Raw genomic sequence first — 16794 nt, 5'->3', positions numbered from 1 at the left:
GCAAGAATTTAGATTAATAAAATCAAAAGAGGTGCATTCCATTCATGATTAATTTCAAAGGCAATCCATTCTTCCTTTCGGACCAGGACATATCCTGGATAGAAGACACGCTCTCCAATATGACGGTAGAGGAAAAAATCGGGCAGTTGTTTTGCTTGCATGGAGATTCAAATGATTTTAGTGTTTTGGGCCAGATTGTGGAAACGTATAAACCAGGTGCTATGATGTATCGGCCGGGCGAAAGCGAAAAAATATATGGAATCCATCAGTTTTTGCAAAATCAAAGCCAAATTCCTATGCTTCTGGCGGCAAACCTGGAGGCAGGGGGCGATGGAATTGGTAATGATGGAACCTTCTTTGGTAGACAAATTCAAGTCGCCGCCAGTGACAATGTAGAAAACGCCTATCATTTGGGTGTTGTCGCAGCTAAAGAAGGAAGCGCAGTCGGTTGTAATTGGGCATTTGCACCGGTGGTTGATATTGATATGAATCATTCAAATCCGATCACCAATGTACGGACCTACGGATCGAATCCTCAAAGAGTGCTTGATATGGCTAGTGCTTATATGAAGGGATGTCAGGAAAATGGCGTGGCTGTCTCCATTAAGCATTTCCCCGGAGATGGAGTGGATGATCGGGATCAGCATTTGGTAGCTTCGGTAAATTCGCTATCCGTGGAAGAGTGGGATGCCACATTTGGCTTCGTTTATCAGGCGATGATAGACCGAGGGGCGAAGACAGTTATGGCCGGTCATATTCTGCAACCAGCGTATACCAAAGTATTTTCTCCAGATATCAAAGACGAGGACATGAGGCCCGCTTCGTTATCAAAAGAACTGTTGCAGGGACTACTTCGGAATAAACTAAATTTTAATGGTCTGATTGTAACGGATGCGACTGAAATGGTCGGTTTTGCGGTAACTGGACGTAGATCGGACTTGATACCGGAAGCTATCGCTGCTGGTTGCGACATGATTCTTTTTACCCGCAACATGGAAGAAGATTATCAGTATATGAAGGACGGGATTCATGACGGAACGGTGTCGCAGCAACGGCTGGATGAAGCAGTATCCCGAATCCTGGCTACCAAAGCATCTTTAAAGCTGCATAGCAAGGCCAAGGCAGAGAAGCTTATGCCGCCGAAAGAAGGACTGGCTATTCTAAAATGCCCGGAGCACGTGAAATGGGCGGAAGAATTATCGGATCAATCCATAACGCTTGTCAAAGATACGCAACATATTTTGCCTATTGACAAGGAAAAACATAAAAAAATTATGGTTTTTGTTCTTGGAGATATCGTAAGTGCCAGCGGTAAACCTCCGGTTAGTAATTTATTTATACAAAGCTTGCAAGATGAAGGATTCCAAGTAGATAAATTCGATGCAGACATCCATAGTGATTTATTCAGAAAGAGTCCGATCGCAGATATTAGAAAACAGTACGATCTGGTTATTTACTTTGCCAATATTAAAACTGCAAGCAATCAGACGACTGTAAGAATAAACTGGCTGCCTCCTATGGGGCTGGACACTCCGTGGTTTGTTCATGAGATTCCTACAATCTTTGTTTCGGTGGCTAATCCATATCATTTGCAGGATGTTCCAATGATCAAAACCTACATCAATGCTTATACGGCAAATGAATATAATCCCAAGCTGATTGTAGAGAAATTGGTAGGAAAAAGCGAATTCAAAGGTAAAAATCCCATTGATCCCTTCTGTTCTTACTGGGATACTAAATTATAAGAAGGGGAGAAGAGGCATGAAGTATAAAGCTATCATATTTGATTTGGACGGAGTGATTTGTTTTACAGATGACTACCATTATCAAGCCTGGAAAAAAGTTGCTGATTCCCTCGAAATTAATTTTGACGAAGCAGTTAACAATCGTCTTCGTGGGGTAAGCCGCATGGAAAGTCTGAATATAATCCTGGAGAACCATCCCCGGAAGTTGAAGGAAGAGGAGAAGCTGGCAATAGCCGAAGAAAAAAATGCTTATTACAAAACGCTTCTTACAGAAATGTCTCCTGCTGATTTAAGGGATGAAGTGAGAGAGACTTTACTTCAACTGAGAGAACAGGGTCTTAAGCTGGCTATCGGCTCGTCAAGTCAAAATGCACGGTATATTCTGGAACGAATTGGCTTGGGCGACTTCTTTGATGCTGTGTCGGATGGCAGCAACATTACTAATTCCAAACCAGATCCTGAAGTGTTTATTAAAGCTGCTCAATATATTGGTGTTTACGAGAAAGAATGTCTTGTAGTTGAGGACGCCATAGCTGGCATCAAGGCTGCTGTTAACGCCAAGATGGATTCAGCTGCGATTGGAGACGCTGCACAGTATGATCTGGCGACTTATCGCATGAACTCATTTAGAGAACTGTTACAAATTTGCAAATAATAAAATTAATTAGGCGGTCTTGGTCCTGTATTCCATCGGACTGAGGCCGTTTTGCTTTACCCTCAATCATTCCTGCGTTTTATTTTACATTTGACTATTCCGAACTTGGTGTGTTTGTTTCATATTATACAAATGAAAGCGCTAACACCATTCATGTTACTGAACTTCATGAGTTAGTACAATGAGAGTGACCGGAAGTGAATCAAATTTCACCTGCATTTCTGGACGCTTGTGACAGACTTGGATTATTGGTCGTTGACGAGGCGTTTGATGTGTGGAGAGTGGGTATGACTGCTAATGACTACCATCTGTGGTTTGAGAAAGATTGGCAAGAGGATTTAGCTTCCATGATTTTAAGGGATTATAATCATCCATCTGTTATCTTATGGGCTGTTGGAAATGAGATCATGGAACGAGATGGTCAGTCGGAAGGTTATGCTTGGGCAAAGAAAATTATTGATTTCACCAAAGAATTAGATCCAACCAGAGCCGTAAATCTAGCAGTTTGTGGACTGATGGACGAGGTTACTGGCGAGCTGGCAGAATATTATTCATTGAGATTATAAGGTAGGGTAGAGTCAAAGTTAATTTAATTACGTAAAATAATAATTTGACGAATAAATAAAGATGAGATATATTGAAAACACGGAGGTGCGTACATATATGGATAAACAAATGAAAATGCACTATATGCAACGAATTGATGATAAACTATCTGATTTACCTTGGTACGTTACAGAATTTATCGATAGTAAAAAACGAAAGTTATCTCCAACGACACTTCTTAATTATTGTCATGATTACATTATATTTTTTGATTGGCTTATCGCTGAGGATATAACTTCATCAATCCGAAAAGAGATAAATTTAGAAACGTTAGAACGATTAACCATTCGTGAGGCGGAAAACTTTATGTCATTTCTGGATTATCAGCTGGGAAACAAAAAGCTTACGATTAATCGAAAATTGTCCTCATTAAAATCTTTGTTCGATTACCTGCAGAATAAGGCTGAAACCCCCGATCTAAAGCCTTATCTCCAACGAAATGTTATGGCCAAGATGGACTTGAATGCTATAAAAGAAAGCCAGGAAACTATAGCAAATCGCATTGAAGGAAAAATTTTAAGAGAAGACGACTTTGAATTGTTCAGACAATTTGTAGCCCATGATTTTGGCGAAAAACATAAAGACAATAAACGGATCTTTTCGTTTCATCAATTTAACCGCGAACGTGACACCGCAATTGTTTCGTTGATATTAGGTTCTGGACTTAGATTATCAGAGGTTGCAGGTATTAATATGGATGATCTAGATATGAATAAAGCTTTAGTCAGAGTGATACGCAAAGGTGATAAAGAACAATATGTTTACTTTAGCAGGCAGGCATTAATGGATTTAGAAAGTTATCTTCAGATCAGAGAAAAAAAATATGTGCCTGAAAAACACGAGAACTATTTGTTCATAGCAGCTCCTGTAGGCCGTAAAGGAAAAAGCCGACGTTTGACACAACGATCAATTGAAAAACTCGTTGAAAAGTATGCAACAGCCTTTGGCAAGCCTTCGTTAACAGTGCATTCTCTCAGACACTCCTTTGCAACACGATATCATCTGGAGAATAACGATGTACCCAGGTTAAAGAATCAGTTAGGACATTCGTCGATACAAACGACAATGATATACACACACCTAACTGATGAAGAGATGCGTAATGCAGTAAATAACATGGATCGATAAACCCGCGGCACTATGCGGTTTTTTCAAGACTATTGCACAAAATCCGTATTTTGACTAAAAGTCTAACTCGTTAATTGATTTAATTCCTCGGGCAGCATGCCTGCTTCCCCTAAGGCGAGCTTCGCTCTGTTACCCGATTGGATATCGCTTTTTTAAGTAATCCACCTGAGCTTTCAAGTAGTCCGTTCCTCCTCGATGCTGGAAAAGGATGTAAGAGGACGCCCCTACTTGTTCTTTTTATCCATAAAAATTCCCCTCCAAGTTCACTCATTTCCTCATGGTAACACACAAGGTTTTTTTTAAAAGTGTCTACTTGAAGGGGATAATACAACTTTGAATGGAACAATGTTCTTGTTTTTATTGAGCTATCGTTTTCGTTAGTTGAACGTTTGGTCAATCTTTTTGATCTATCTCCCTACCATCTTGGTGGCTTTTTAAACGACTTCGTACCACAACTTTCTCTGTTCTATGTGTTGTTCATAAACAAGAATTTTAAATAGTATGCCCTTTATTTGTAACATTCGTTTTGCCTTATCTATATCTTTAATTGTAAATTTGACCTCCTGCGCAATTTACAATCGAACCTGATAATAATTTTCCATTCGTCATGGCAAAAATGACTGCTTCTGCTACTTCTTCTGGAGTTGCTGAGATATTTGGACCTGTTGTTTCAGAGATCCCTTTAAGGATGTCTTCATTAATAGTAACAGCTGCGTTTGCTGAAATATTAGTTTGCATAGTATTAGGAGCCACGCCTACAGCGAAGATTGACTTGTTTTGATAGTCTTGACCAATAGATTTGGTGATTCCTGCCATTGCATGTTTTGAAGCAGAATAAATACCATTAAAGGCTGTTGGCTTAAATGAATTAGAAGAAACCGTATTCACGATTGTTCCCCCTCCATTCTCCAGCATTACTGGGATTACATATTTAACTCCCAAAAATGCACCTTTTACGTTGATATTCATTAGACGATCATACTCGTCAGAAGAGTACTCATGAATTAAACGAAATGGAATCATAATGCCTGCATTATTAATAAAGAAATCAACTCTGCCAAATGCTTCTACAGTCTTAGTAACATAATTTTGAACATCGTTTTCGTTAGAGACATCTGCTTTCACAAAGATTGCTTCAGCACCTTTTTCTTTAACATTGTTCGTCGTTTGTTGACCATCTTTTTCATTAAAATCAACAAGAGATAATTTATATCCTTGCTCTGCTAACTTCAGAGCTGTCGAACGCCCTAAACCCGTTGCTGCTCCAGTAATAATTACTACTTTATTCATTTGAACATCTCCCTAAATATTATGATAAAATTAATAGACAACTGTCTCTTTAATGATAATAAATTTAGGGAAATACTAATCAACAAATCTTGTATAGTTGTCGGTTATTTAATAAAAGGAGATTTTAATATGGATAAAAGAGTATTAAGGACAAAGCAAAATTTGTATCTAACAATTGAAAAATTACTAAAAAACTCCTCATTTGAACAAGCTACTGTTTCAGAGATTTGTAAATTAGCAAAAGTAAACAGAAGTACCTTCTATGTCCACTATGTTGATAAAAATGATTTGTTTAATGATTATACTGAGCATCTGATCGCAAAAGTTGAACGGGAATTAACGCCATATCAAAAAAATTTAGAACGAACGGGTGTATTGCCTTCGTATGAAAAATTACTAATGCATGTTCAGCAACATGATTATTATTATCGGTTTATTTTTTCACCAAGTGCACCTTTGCAGTTTTATTTTCAATATTCAAAACATATTCAAACAATGATCGAGGAATCAATAATGTTAGATCCTTCGAAGCATATAAATGCTGATCTTTATTTTGCCTTTCAAAGAAGCGCTTATCTGGGAGTTGTTATGGAATGGGTCGCGCAAGACTTTTCTATATCGGTCAAAGAAGTTGACAATCAGTTGAAACTTATTCTGAATTTAGACGGTTCTTCAAATCATGTGCTAAGATCCCTATAAGAAAGATTCACAAGTTCACTGATGGGTATCACCCAGTCGATACATTCCTTAAATCAGGACCACCCGTCCAACGGGTAGTTTGCCCTTGGGGTATAACCCCCTGTTGCCAAACTGCTCCTAAAGACGCTAGCCTGACCACATATCCGTTCAGGCTCAATGTTATTTGTCACTTTCACTTACCAGTTAAACTGGCTTATTTCTTTTTGCTCTGGTTGCTGCTGAACGGATCTTCATACTCTTTTACACTCAACTTATCTATGGCTTGGTCATGTGCTTCTTGCTCCCGTATATATTTCGCTACAGTTGCTTCATTTAAGCCCACTGTACTTACATCATATCCTTCTGCCCAAAATTTTCGATTCCCATATTTATACTTTAACTGTGCGTGCTTCTCAAAGATCATTAAGGAACTTTTCCCCTTCAGATATCCCATGAATGATGAGACTGCAATTTTCGGCGGAATCGCTACCAACATGTGCACGTGATCTGGCATCATGTGGCCTTCTATAATTTTTACTCCCTTGTACTTACATAAGCGTTTGAAGATTTCGATCAGATCTTTTCTCACTTGATTATAGATCTCTTTCCGTCTATACTTCGGGGTGAATACAATGTGGTATTTGCACATCCACTTTGTGTGAGCAAGGCTGTAGCTCTTGTTTGCCATTTAAGACCATTCCTTCCCTTTGAGCCTGAACATCTCAATTGTATCGGAACGGTCTCGGTGGTCAAACCTTCGGCCCCTCCACCCGCATAGCGGGTGGTTTTTTGTTTCGCGCGTTTCACGCACTCAACTGGCTAAAGCCATAAACAAAAGTCAACCGCTAACCGGTCGACTTTTGTTTATGATTGTTATTGTGATTTATTTAGCAAACGTAAAGCTATAATTTCCAGAGCCAAGCAAAAGTAACTGTTCTGAACCGGATTGCTCCACTTTGAGCAGACCAGCGGTTTGGTTTAAGGATTTCTCTCCCTCCAGGATACTATCCATACTACTTGCCGGGAGGATTACTTCAGCCGATGTATTAGCAGGAATGACTACATTAAACTTCACCGTACCGTCATCCTGTTTATTCCAAGCTGTGCTGATCGTCCCGTATACAGAATCAAATGATGCTTCAGCCCAAGAGAATTGTTCACCCATATGGGGCTGAATCCGGATTTTCTTGTATCCCGGTTCGATCAGGTCAATCCCGCTGACAATGCGGTAGAGCCAGTCACCAACCGCACCATAAGCATAATGGTTATAAGAGTTCATATTGTCACTCCAGAATGTACCATCCTGTTTGATTCCGTCCCAGTGCTCCCAGATCGTAGTCGCCCCTTGTATAACGGAATATAACCAGGATGGATATTCCTTTTGAAGCACTAGCTGATAAGCGAGGTCCGTATACCCGAACCGGGAAAGGACGAGACAGAGGTAAGGAGTACCCACAAAGCCGGTCGTTAAGTGCACTCCATTCTCTTCAATATGCTCGGCTAACATTTTGGCCGTGCGGGGACGATCCTGTTCTTCCATTAAATCAAACATAAGCGCCAAGGCGTATGCTGTTTGTGTTGGTGAAGCTACCCGACCGTTCGGCGTCACGAACTCTTGTCGGAAGGCGTCCACGATATTTTTATGCAGTAAGGCGTATTTTTCAGCGTCTGCCTCTTTACCTATTACTGCCGCGGTTTTAGCCAGCAACTCGGTTGAATACGCATAAAAAGCAGTAGCAATTAAGTCCTTTGGCGTAGCGCCGATGTAGCTGTTTTCTTTGGCATCGAGACCAAGCCAGTCACCCCAATGAAACCCCGTATTCCATAAGTATTCATTTTCACCCTGTGCATGGATGTATTCGACCCAAGCTCTCATACTTGGATACTGCGTTTCCAGAACCCGGGTATCACCATAGCATTGATACAATGTCCAAGGACAAATTATAGCCGCATCCCCCCAGGCAGAAGATCCGTATCCTGCCACTGGAACATCTGGGATAACGTGCGGAACCCTTCCGTCTTCTTCTTGATCTGCAGCCAAATCCTTTAACCATTTCTCAAAAAAAGGAACTACGTTCATATTAAACGCTGCTGTACGGATGAAAACTTGAGCATCTCCTGTCCAGCCTAATCTTTCATCTCGCTGCGGACAGTCTGTAGGTACATCAAGGAAATTCCCCTTCTGCCCCCATAAAATGTTGTGCTGGAGCTGGTTGACCAGTTCATCAGAGCAACGGAAGCTCCCTGTTTGTTCCAAATCGGAATGAATAACACAGCCTAGGAATTGCTCCAGCAATTGATCTTCAGGTACTCCCGTCACTTTCACATACCGGAAACCCTGAAAGGAAAAGTTCGGATGAAACGTCTCCTTTCCGTTCCCTTTACAAATATACGTCACCGTCTGCTTTGCTAAACGCAAATTTCCGGTGTAGAAATTACCGTCACGGTCTAGTACCTCGGCATGTTGTAAAGTAATAGAGGTGCCTGCCTCCGCACGAACAGTGAATTCCACAAATCCGACCATATTTTGGCCCATATCGAGCACGGTATCTCCGTTAGGAGTTGTAATGACTGCTACAGGCTTGAGCGTTTCAATTATTCTAGCCGGCTCGTTCTCCTGAGCAACCAATGCAGATACCGGGGCTTTTGTAACCACTGCATTTTCCCAATGCAGATCATCAAAACCAGGGGAGGACCAGCCCTCCATCTCTAGCCGGGCATCATAGGTTTCCCCATGATATATTTCAGACATTAAGATGGGTCCGGAAGAAACTTTCCACCCATCATTTGAAATGAAGACTTGTTCAGAACCGTCAGCCAAAGTAACATGAATCTGGATCATTAAAGCACGGGTATTCCCGTAGTGTGAGTTTTTCCCTTCCCATGCAAGGTATCCTTTATACCAGCCGTTGCCTAAGATGCACCCAATCGCATTGGAGCCTGAATTCATTAAGGAGGTCACATCATAGGTTTGGTATTGAAGCCTATTCTTATAGCTTGTATAGCCGGGATTAAACAATGTATCATCTGCCGGCACTCCGTTGATATATAGCCGATACATCCCCAGTGAAGTTGCATATATTTTCGCTGTGACAATATCTTGGGGTAATGAAACCTCTGAACGTATATAATCACACGCTTCTTTTTCTAATTCATCATTCTGTGCCGGTGTTGTAATCCAATATGTCTGCCATTCATCAGCAGACATAAATGCTGTCTCCCAATACCCCGGCTCACTCCACTCGGATTGGTCACCCTTAGAGTCCCAGATACGGACTCTGGAATAATATCTGGTATGAGATTTCAAAGCAGGTCCTGCGTATTCAATATGAACGTTTTTATCTGAATCTGTCTTTTTAGAGTCCCAGATAATTTCCGATTCAAAATCGGAACGATAAGCGACTTGAATCTGATAGGCTGCTTGAACAAAACCTCTGGCTTCAGAGTTAATCTGCCAACTAATCCGCGGCTTACCATCATCGATCCCGACAGGATTATTCCGATAATTAATTCGAAGATTAGTGATCGTACAATTGGTCACATATATCACTCCTGATTCATTATAAAGTACATCTACATGTAATATTGTAAGAGGAAATAAGAGTCTGCTTATAGGTTAATATCGACTATTTTATAGGTGTCTATAGACATCCTATCATCAATTACGTAGAATGAGATCAACACAGCAGCCTCTTGGAAGGAAGGTTATTTATGAGTATCAAGCGCAGTACTTATATGATGACTGGCGAAAGATTTTTTGAACCAGAAGTACCGATCTTTGTGAATCGTGCCTTTGAAACATTTGAGTTATCCGAGCACTCTCATGAATTTATAGAGATAACATACGTAAGTGAAGGAACAGGCGTTCATTACATAGCCAATGAGGCTGTTCCTGTTGAGCATGGAACGCTCTTCTTCATACCTGTTGGTCAAAGTCATGTATTCAGGCCTACAACACCAAAAAAAGACCGCCCGCTTATCGTCTACAATTGCTTGTTTCCATCGTCATTTTTAACAGAACTTCTGGCGGACTTTTCACCATATGCAGATATTCTCAATTTATTTACGGACAAGCACCTGTCCTGGTTCTCCATGAAGGATACCAGAGGGGAGTATCATGCTATGTTCCATGAAATGTACCGTGAATTCTCAGCTAAACCACCGGGATATATACTGATCCTCTCTTCACTCGTTTTGCGGATTGTAACAGGCCTATACAGACATCAGTTGCAGCTCGGTATATCTGCTGGAGATAAGCCTCAATGGTTAACCGTCGACGAAGCAATCATTTATATTAACAATTATTATGCAACCGGGCTTACGCTCGGGGAACTTGCCGCCAAAGCAAACCTCAGTGAACGGCATTTTAGCCGCTTGTTTCAGCGTCAGACTGGCATGAGTTTTAAGGAGTACGTTCAGAACGTGCGGATGGATGCCGCTTGCCGTCTGCTGACAGGAAGTCGCTATAGTGTCAGAGAAATTGCTGAAGCTGTCGGTTATCTTGATTTAAAGTTCTTCCATCGGTTGTTTAAGAAAAAGATCGGAATGCCACCCAGACAGTACCGCGCTACTGTTAATAAAAACTCCAAAGAGTAACGAACTATGTGCAATCAAACAGCGGGGCCGAAGCAGCAATTGATATCTGCTAGCGGCCCTCTTTATTCTGAGTATGCAATTATAAATAATAGCTATTCCTTTACACTGCCTAATACAATTCCCGTCATAAAAAATCTTTGAAGGAAAGGATATACTAGCAAAATAGGCAAAGCTCCTAAGAATATTTGAGCAGATTTGTAAGTGCGGTCACTAATCTTCTGCAGCTCTGCTATCGTTTCCAGACTGGCTGAGTTGAAGTGGAACTGAATGAGACAGCCAGAACATGAACAAGTGGTAATATGCACAGAATTGACAGAAGGGTCAGAAATCCATAGTTAAATCCTATAAACAATTTGCGACTAAATGAATACCGTTCAATCATAATCAGATTGTCTTCCCTTCCATTCAGAATATTCTATAGTTAGCAAAGCGATAAGCAAGGAAATATGAAGAAGAGAGTAGAATCAGTGACACCACAGACTTAAAAATCCATTCCCCAACCAATTAATGAATTGATTAACAATACCGTTTGTAGGCGACAGAATGTCGATCAGAACGCCCCCCAGAATAATCCAGGACAAAAAATGCGGCGAGTAAATCAGGGTTTGAACGGTTTTTTTCAAATAGGTTTTGCGAATTTCGTTAAGCAATAGAGAAACAATAATCGGAATTATTAGTCCTACAACGATTTTCATAACGGCTATTATGAGCGTATTCCATATGACCTGAAAGGAATCAGGCAATGCCATAACATAACTGAAATTCTCAAGGCCATTCCAAGTTGACTTCCAGATCCCAAGTGCAGGATTAAAATCCTGGAAGGCAATGACCGAACCGAACATGGGACCAGTAGGCCAGGGAACATCATTAAATGAAACGGTATTTGTGATTTCCATGACCCATTCTCTTTAGGCTTGACAGAGGCCACTGGAATCTTAGTTCGATCTCCTATCACTTTGTTTAGCACCACGGATCTTCCTTTCAATTAAGTCCTGATTCTGCCCTTGTCAGGACAAAATCAGGACATAGTAACATTTATTTTGATTTAACTAATTCATTAACTTCTTTGGTCATTTCATCGCCACCAAGCTTTTTCCAATTAGCTTTATTATCTCTATTCTGACTTCTTTTAAAAACAAAGAAGCTGAACTCTTCTCAAGAGTTCAGCTTCTTTCGCGTTCCCGTATACTAGTCAGCAGCAACCTCAACCGTAATTTAATGCCAGCTTCGCAAAGAGATCTTCCAGTGTAAATCTTGGATCGACATAATGATATACTCGGATTTGATTCTTTTGTTGAAAGTGAACATAATACATATCATTTGTAAATCGAGGCGCCGGCTTCATCTCGTAACCGAATTGATGATCATCGATTAGCAAACTGACTGCAGGTGAATCACCAAGACTCCACATTTCACCTTTTGGAAATTGCGGGATATGTCCGTGGGCGTCGTTAAATTCTATCAATTGCTGATACAAATAATTGCCTATTTTGCCGTAAGGCTTAACACGCATAGCAAGCTCTGCAATGCTGACCCGAATTGTTGAGTACACATTCATCGGTACCTGCCACAAATCTATACCTGATTGAAATACAACGTTGGCAGCATTTATATCGTTCCACAAATTGAATTCCCAGCCGCCAGCCGGCCACTGGGCTCCCCCGATCCAGATTGCAGTAAGCTTACCCGCAATTTCAGGCTGCATTAAATATGCGGAAGCCAAATCTGTAAGCGGACCCAGGAATATTACATATAAAGGCGTAGTATCCTCACTCATTGCCTCGTTAATGATTGCTTCGGCTCCTTCTGATATCTGGGGAGTAAGCTCATCGACAATTGCTCTCTCTGCACCTTTATATACAGGCACCTGATCTTGCAAGTACATTAACTCGAGCACTTTGTGAATTTCATCATAGCTCTCCATCATGGCATGTTCAGTTCGGTGGATTCCGAAATGTGCAGCGATGATCCCTTTAATCTTAAATTTTGGCGTGAGAAGCGCGTGTACAATTGCATATTGGTCATCAGCTTCGTTCTTTGCGTCGGTGTTGATGATCAGTCTGATTTTTTTTTGTTCTGGAATATCAAAAGGCAAATTCATAGTGTTAATGTCTCCTTTGATCTTTTATTTGTTATTCTTTAGTGATTTCTTCATTTGTTTCTTCTATCGGTGAATCGGAGTTTACGCTCTTTCTGCGTTCATCAAGCTCTCTCGCAATTTCCTCTTGTTTGTCCTCTGTAAGATCAAACCAAAGAATAGAAAGACTAAACAATCCCGCAATTCGTTTCCCGGGGTATCCGCATCGTACTCCCCGAAGGTAAGCTTGTTCATCCCCGAGTTGTCGCATGGTGTTCCTTCATAGGGGAATGTAATTGGATCCTTGAAGTTATAATCATAACTTTTAGGAAAAATGCAAAAACGGATTTTATTAAAAGCACTATGCTTCAAACTTTCCAGAGTTTTTTCCTGAATCTCTAAGGGCTGATGTGTCCATGCGTAACAGGTGGTACCAACAGGGAAAAAGGTGTTCCATCCTCGTATGCAAAATGTGTTCCTCTTGTTCTCACCGGGCCATGATTACCCGTTTCCGGCTTTGTAACCAGGAAGGTTCCGGTAAACGCAGTATCTGAAAAGCTTCCATTTACAAAATAAGTATACATCCCTTCAAAAGAAGGCATGAATCTGACTTTGTAAATTCCATTCCCATCGTAAAAACCTGTAACCTCTACCTCTTCAAACGGGCATTTGAATACCCCAGCAATGGTATAGTCGATAAATGGATTGCAGTCCGAATGTCCCAGGAGTTCGATTTCGAATACACTCCATTGTTCTATTGCAGCAGCAGACATGATTAACCTCCCTGATGAGTTAAACTTTCCGAGGATGTATTACCAGTAACAGAACGCACGGCATCCTTCCAGCCTGAATAATACTTCTCTCTGGTTGTTTCGTCCAGTTGCGGTTCATATATGGTATACATTGCTGATTTTACCGGAATCTCGGATAGTGCTGACCAGAAACCGATTCCAAGACCGCCCAGATATACAGAGCCCATTGCCGACAGTTCAGCGCAGGATGACCTCGTGATCCGTCTGCCAAGCATATCCGCTTGAAAAGCCATCAGCCACGTGTTAGCCGAAGCTCCGCCGTCTGTGCGCAAATCCAGCAGCTTAATGCCCGAACGCTGCCCGATGAATTCTGCCGCATCGCGAACCTGATAGGCGATACTTTCCAAAGCTGCACGGATAATATGTCCTTTGCCGGTTCCACGGTTCATCCCCGTAATCGCTGCTCTGGCATAAGGGTCCCAGTAGGGTGCCCCCAAACCCACAAAGGCAGGGACCAGATACACCCCCTCATTAGCTTTGGTCTCATCCACCAGCTGCTGCATTTCTTCAAAGGTAGTGAACAAGCCCAGATTATCCCGCGTCCATTTGATGCTGTCCCCGGTTGTGCGGATAACCGCCTCCAAAGCGTAGGTTACCGTTCCTCTGGCTCCCCAGGCGATGGCTGTAACAAGTCCTTCTCCTCCGTCTATCGGTTGTCCGCCGGTATTCATAAGAATCGAAGTCCCTGTTCCATAAGTAGCCTTGGCCGTCCCGGAGTCAAAACACAGGTGTCCATAAAGCGCGCCCTGGGAATCACCAATGATGCCCGAAACCGGGATTTTTTCCTCGAACAAATCACGATCCTCCGTATAACCGAAGATAACATCTGAGGCTTTAACCTCCGGCATTAGTGAGAGCGGAACGCCGAATATCTCCGCTAGCTCCTCATCCCAGCTAAGCGTGTGTATATTATACAATGAAGTACGGCTGGCGTTGCTGTAATCCGTAGCATGCGCCTGCCCGCCCGTCAGCTTCCAGATCAGCCAACTGTCGATATTTCCGGCCAGCAGCTCGCCCCGCTGAAGCATACCGGCTGCTCCTTCGGCATGCTCCAGAATCCATTTGAACTTCGTGGCCGAGAAATAAGGATCCAGCATCAACCCGGTCTTAGCTGAAACCTTCGCTTCAAGTCCTACTGCCTTGAGCATTGTGCAGACTTCCGCCGTCCGCTGGCATTGCCAGACCACTGCATTGTACACCGGCAGCCCTGTAATTCTGTTCCAGACCAATGCCGTTTCACGCTGATTGGTAATCGTTAATCCGGCAAGCATGGAAGGTGCAATACCGGCAAGCTCTAGCACCAGTCTTGCAGTTTCCTTTACGTTCTCATAAATTTCCAGTGGATCATGCTCGACCCAGCCGGCTGCGGATAATACTGCTTATGTTCCTTGTCCGCGCGGGAGATGATATTTCCCTGATGATCGACCAGGAGCGCTTTCGTCCCGGATGTGCTTTGGTCGACCGCTAAAATATACTTGTGCTGTAGCTCCATAATTCCCCGCCCTTTACTGCTTGAGCAGGTCTGCCGCAACCTGCTTCAGATTCTCCCCGGTAATGCCGTAATGTGCGAACACTTCCGATGTCTTGCCGGCAATAGCAGGCTCATCAGGAATTCCGATGACCTTCATCGGTACCGGGCAGTTCTGCACGACAACCTCCGCAACTGCAGCTCCCAGCCCGCCGTAGATACTGTGCTCTTCAACAGTGATAATCCGGCCTGTCTCTCGGGCAGCCGATAGTATTGCCGCTTCATCCAGCGGTTTGATCGTATGCATGTTGATCACCCAGCAGGAAATCCCGTCTACTGCAAGCAGCTCTGCTGCATCAAGGGCCATACGGACAGTTTCCCCTACAGCAATAATGGTCAGGTCAGTCCCCTGCTTCATCGTTACTGCCTTGCCAATTTCAAACGGATAATCATCTGATTCATAGACATCCTCTACGGCATTACGACCTATTCTTACATAGACGCCGCTATCGTAATTAACCAGCGCTTCGGTCATTTTCTTCGTCTCATGCCGGTCTGCGGGAAGGATGATTGCTAGGCCTGGTATTGCCCGGGCGACGGCAATATCCTGAACTGAATGATGCGACATGCCAAGCGCCCCGTAGCTTACACCGCCGCTGATGCCGATTAACTTCACATTGGTGCGGGAGTACGCCACATCCACCTTGATCTGTTCGATGCTGCGCATGCTCAGGAAGCATGCCGGAGAAGTGACAAACGGCTTTTTACCGCTATGGGCAAGACCTGCTGACATACCAACGATATTCTGTTCGGCAATCCCGACCTCAACAAACTGCTCCGGATAAGCCTTGGCGAAAGGCGCCATTGCTGCCGATCCGCGGGAATCACTGGCCAGCACCATAATATCTCGGTCCTCCTTCGCCAGCTCCAGCAGGGTTTCACAGATTACCTGACGGTTAGGTATTGTGTTCATGCGTGATACACCTCTCCTTCCTTGCGCAATTCCTCAATTACAGCACTAAGCTCGGCATGGGCGGTGGCGAGCTGTTCGTCACTTGGCACATGATGATGCCAGGTCGGCACATTTTCCGCGAACGACACGCCTTTCCCCTTCACTGTATTCGCCACCACCAAGGTAGGCTTGCCGGGTACAGTGGGCGCCTCATGGAAAGTTTTCACCAGCGACTCCATATCATTACCGTTGATTGAAACCACATTCCACCCGAAAGCTGCCCATTTCTCCTCCAGCGGCTCAAGTCCCATAACCTCTTCCGTACTCCCGCTAATCTGCAGCCGGTTGCGGTCGATGATTCCGATCAGGTTATCAAGCTTGTAATGCGCGCCTGCCATGGCCGCTTCCCAGTTAGAGCCTTCCGCCTGCTCACCGTCACCCATCAGGCAGAAGACGCGGTAAGAGAGATTATCCTTTTTGGCCGCAAGCGCCATTCCTACCGAAATCGGCAGTCCATGACCCAGTGCACCTGTATTCATTTCGATGCCGGGCACCTTGTTATTGGGATGACCGATCAGGCGGGTCCCGAACTGACTGTAGGTATCCAGCTCCTCCTTCGGAAAGAAGCCTTTATCGGCCAGAATACACCAGATTGATTCTACGGAATGTCCCTTGCTGGCAATGAAACGGTCGCGGTTTCTATGCTTCGGTTGAGCCGGATCAATATTCATAATTTCATAATAAAGTGCAGTCAGAATATCGGTATTGCTCAGCGCCCCCCCCCCCC

General features: G+C 43.1%; 15 protein-coding genes and 2 pseudogenes. 6 read left to right on the top strand and 11 right to left on the bottom strand.

The window, feature by feature from the left end; all coding sequences use genetic code 11:
- Positions 1–44: 44 nt before the first annotated feature.
- From AC5ELV_RS24380 to xerS, 4 genes are all read left to right on the top strand, one after another.
- A complete protein-coding gene (locus AC5ELV_RS24380; RefSeq protein WP_493432223.1) occupies positions 45–1745 on the top strand; it encodes a glycoside hydrolase family 3 protein in 1701 nt (566 codons plus the stop codon).
- Positions 1746–1761: 16 nt separating this feature from the next.
- Complete coding sequence (pgmB, locus tag AC5ELV_RS24375; protein WP_493432222.1) at positions 1762–2400, top strand: beta-phosphoglucomutase; 639 nt, start codon at positions 1762–1764, stop codon at positions 2398–2400.
- A gap of 197 nt (positions 2401–2597) precedes the next feature.
- Entirely contained in the window at positions 2598–2966 is a 369-nt protein-coding gene (locus AC5ELV_RS24370; protein WP_493432221.1) for a glycoside hydrolase family 2 TIM barrel-domain containing protein, read from the top strand.
- A gap of 97 nt (positions 2967–3063) precedes the next feature.
- Positions 3064–4134, top strand: coding sequence for a tyrosine recombinase XerS (gene xerS, locus AC5ELV_RS24365; RefSeq protein WP_493432220.1), 1071 nt, complete (start codon positions 3064–3066; stop codon positions 4132–4134).
- 543 nt (positions 4135–4677) lie between these two features.
- Here xerS and AC5ELV_RS24360 read toward each other — a convergent pair.
- On the bottom strand, positions 4678–5424 hold the full coding sequence (locus AC5ELV_RS24360; RefSeq protein WP_493432219.1) for an SDR family NAD(P)-dependent oxidoreductase: 747 nt from the start codon (positions 5422–5424) through the stop codon (positions 4678–4680).
- Positions 5425–5553: 129 nt separating this feature from the next.
- Here AC5ELV_RS24360 and AC5ELV_RS24355 point away from each other — a divergent pair, with 129 nt between their 5' ends.
- Complete coding sequence (locus tag AC5ELV_RS24355; protein ID WP_493432218.1) at positions 5554–6123, top strand: TetR/AcrR family transcriptional regulator; 570 nt, start codon at positions 5554–5556, stop codon at positions 6121–6123.
- Between the two features lie 193 nt (positions 6124–6316).
- On the opposite strand, the gene tnpA is transcribed toward AC5ELV_RS24355, so the two are convergent.
- Positions 6317–6790, bottom strand: coding sequence for an IS200/IS605 family transposase (gene tnpA / locus AC5ELV_RS24350; RefSeq protein ID WP_493432217.1), 474 nt, complete (start codon positions 6788–6790; stop codon positions 6317–6319).
- A gap of 195 nt (positions 6791–6985) precedes the next feature.
- Entirely contained in the window at positions 6986–9643 is a 2658-nt protein-coding gene (locus tag AC5ELV_RS24345) for a glycoside hydrolase family 78 protein (RefSeq protein WP_493432216.1), read from the bottom strand.
- 170 nt (positions 9644–9813) lie between these two features.
- On the opposite strand from AC5ELV_RS24345, the gene AC5ELV_RS24340 reads away from it, so the two are divergent.
- Complete coding sequence (locus tag AC5ELV_RS24340; RefSeq protein WP_493432215.1) at positions 9814–10698, top strand: helix-turn-helix domain-containing protein; 885 nt, start codon at positions 9814–9816, stop codon at positions 10696–10698.
- A gap of 92 nt (positions 10699–10790) precedes the next feature.
- On the opposite strand, the pseudogene AC5ELV_RS24335 reads toward AC5ELV_RS24340, so the two are convergent.
- The 8 genes and pseudogenes from AC5ELV_RS24335 to AC5ELV_RS24300 form a co-directional block, all read right to left on the bottom strand.
- Positions 10791–10922 (bottom strand): annotated as a pseudogene (locus tag AC5ELV_RS24335) (carbohydrate ABC transporter permease); the annotation flags it as partial.
- Positions 10923–11162: 240 nt separating this feature from the next.
- On the bottom strand, positions 11163–11594 hold the full coding sequence (locus AC5ELV_RS24330; RefSeq protein WP_493432214.1) for a hypothetical protein: 432 nt from the start codon (positions 11592–11594) through the stop codon (positions 11163–11165).
- 308 nt (positions 11595–11902) lie between these two features.
- Positions 11903–12799 (bottom strand): nucleoside hydrolase, encoded by an 897-nt coding sequence (locus AC5ELV_RS24325; RefSeq protein WP_493432213.1) that lies wholly within the window; start codon positions 12797–12799, stop codon positions 11903–11905.
- Between the two features lie 31 nt (positions 12800–12830).
- Positions 12831–13046, bottom strand: a complete 216-nt coding sequence (locus tag AC5ELV_RS24320) for a hypothetical protein (RefSeq protein WP_493432212.1) — start codon at positions 13044–13046, stop codon at positions 12831–12833.
- Positions 13047–13173: 127 nt separating this feature from the next.
- Positions 13174–13548, bottom strand: coding sequence for a DUF5060 domain-containing protein (locus AC5ELV_RS24315; protein WP_493432211.1), 375 nt, complete (start codon positions 13546–13548; stop codon positions 13174–13176).
- 2 nt (positions 13549–13550) lie between these two features.
- Positions 13551–15079: pseudogene (locus AC5ELV_RS24310) on the bottom strand (FGGY family carbohydrate kinase).
- 13 nt (positions 15080–15092) lie between these two features.
- Complete coding sequence (locus AC5ELV_RS24305; RefSeq protein ID WP_493432210.1) at positions 15093–16028, bottom strand: transketolase family protein; 936 nt, start codon at positions 16026–16028, stop codon at positions 15093–15095.
- Positions 16025–16794 (bottom strand): transketolase (locus tag AC5ELV_RS24300; protein WP_493432209.1); only part of this gene is annotated, 770 nt, incomplete at its 5' end. The genes AC5ELV_RS24300 and AC5ELV_RS24305, both read right to left, overlap by 4 nt.

Source organism: Paenibacillus sp. NMA1017 (assembly GCF_058895805.1).
This window is presented reverse-complemented; position numbering and strand designations above follow the sequence as displayed.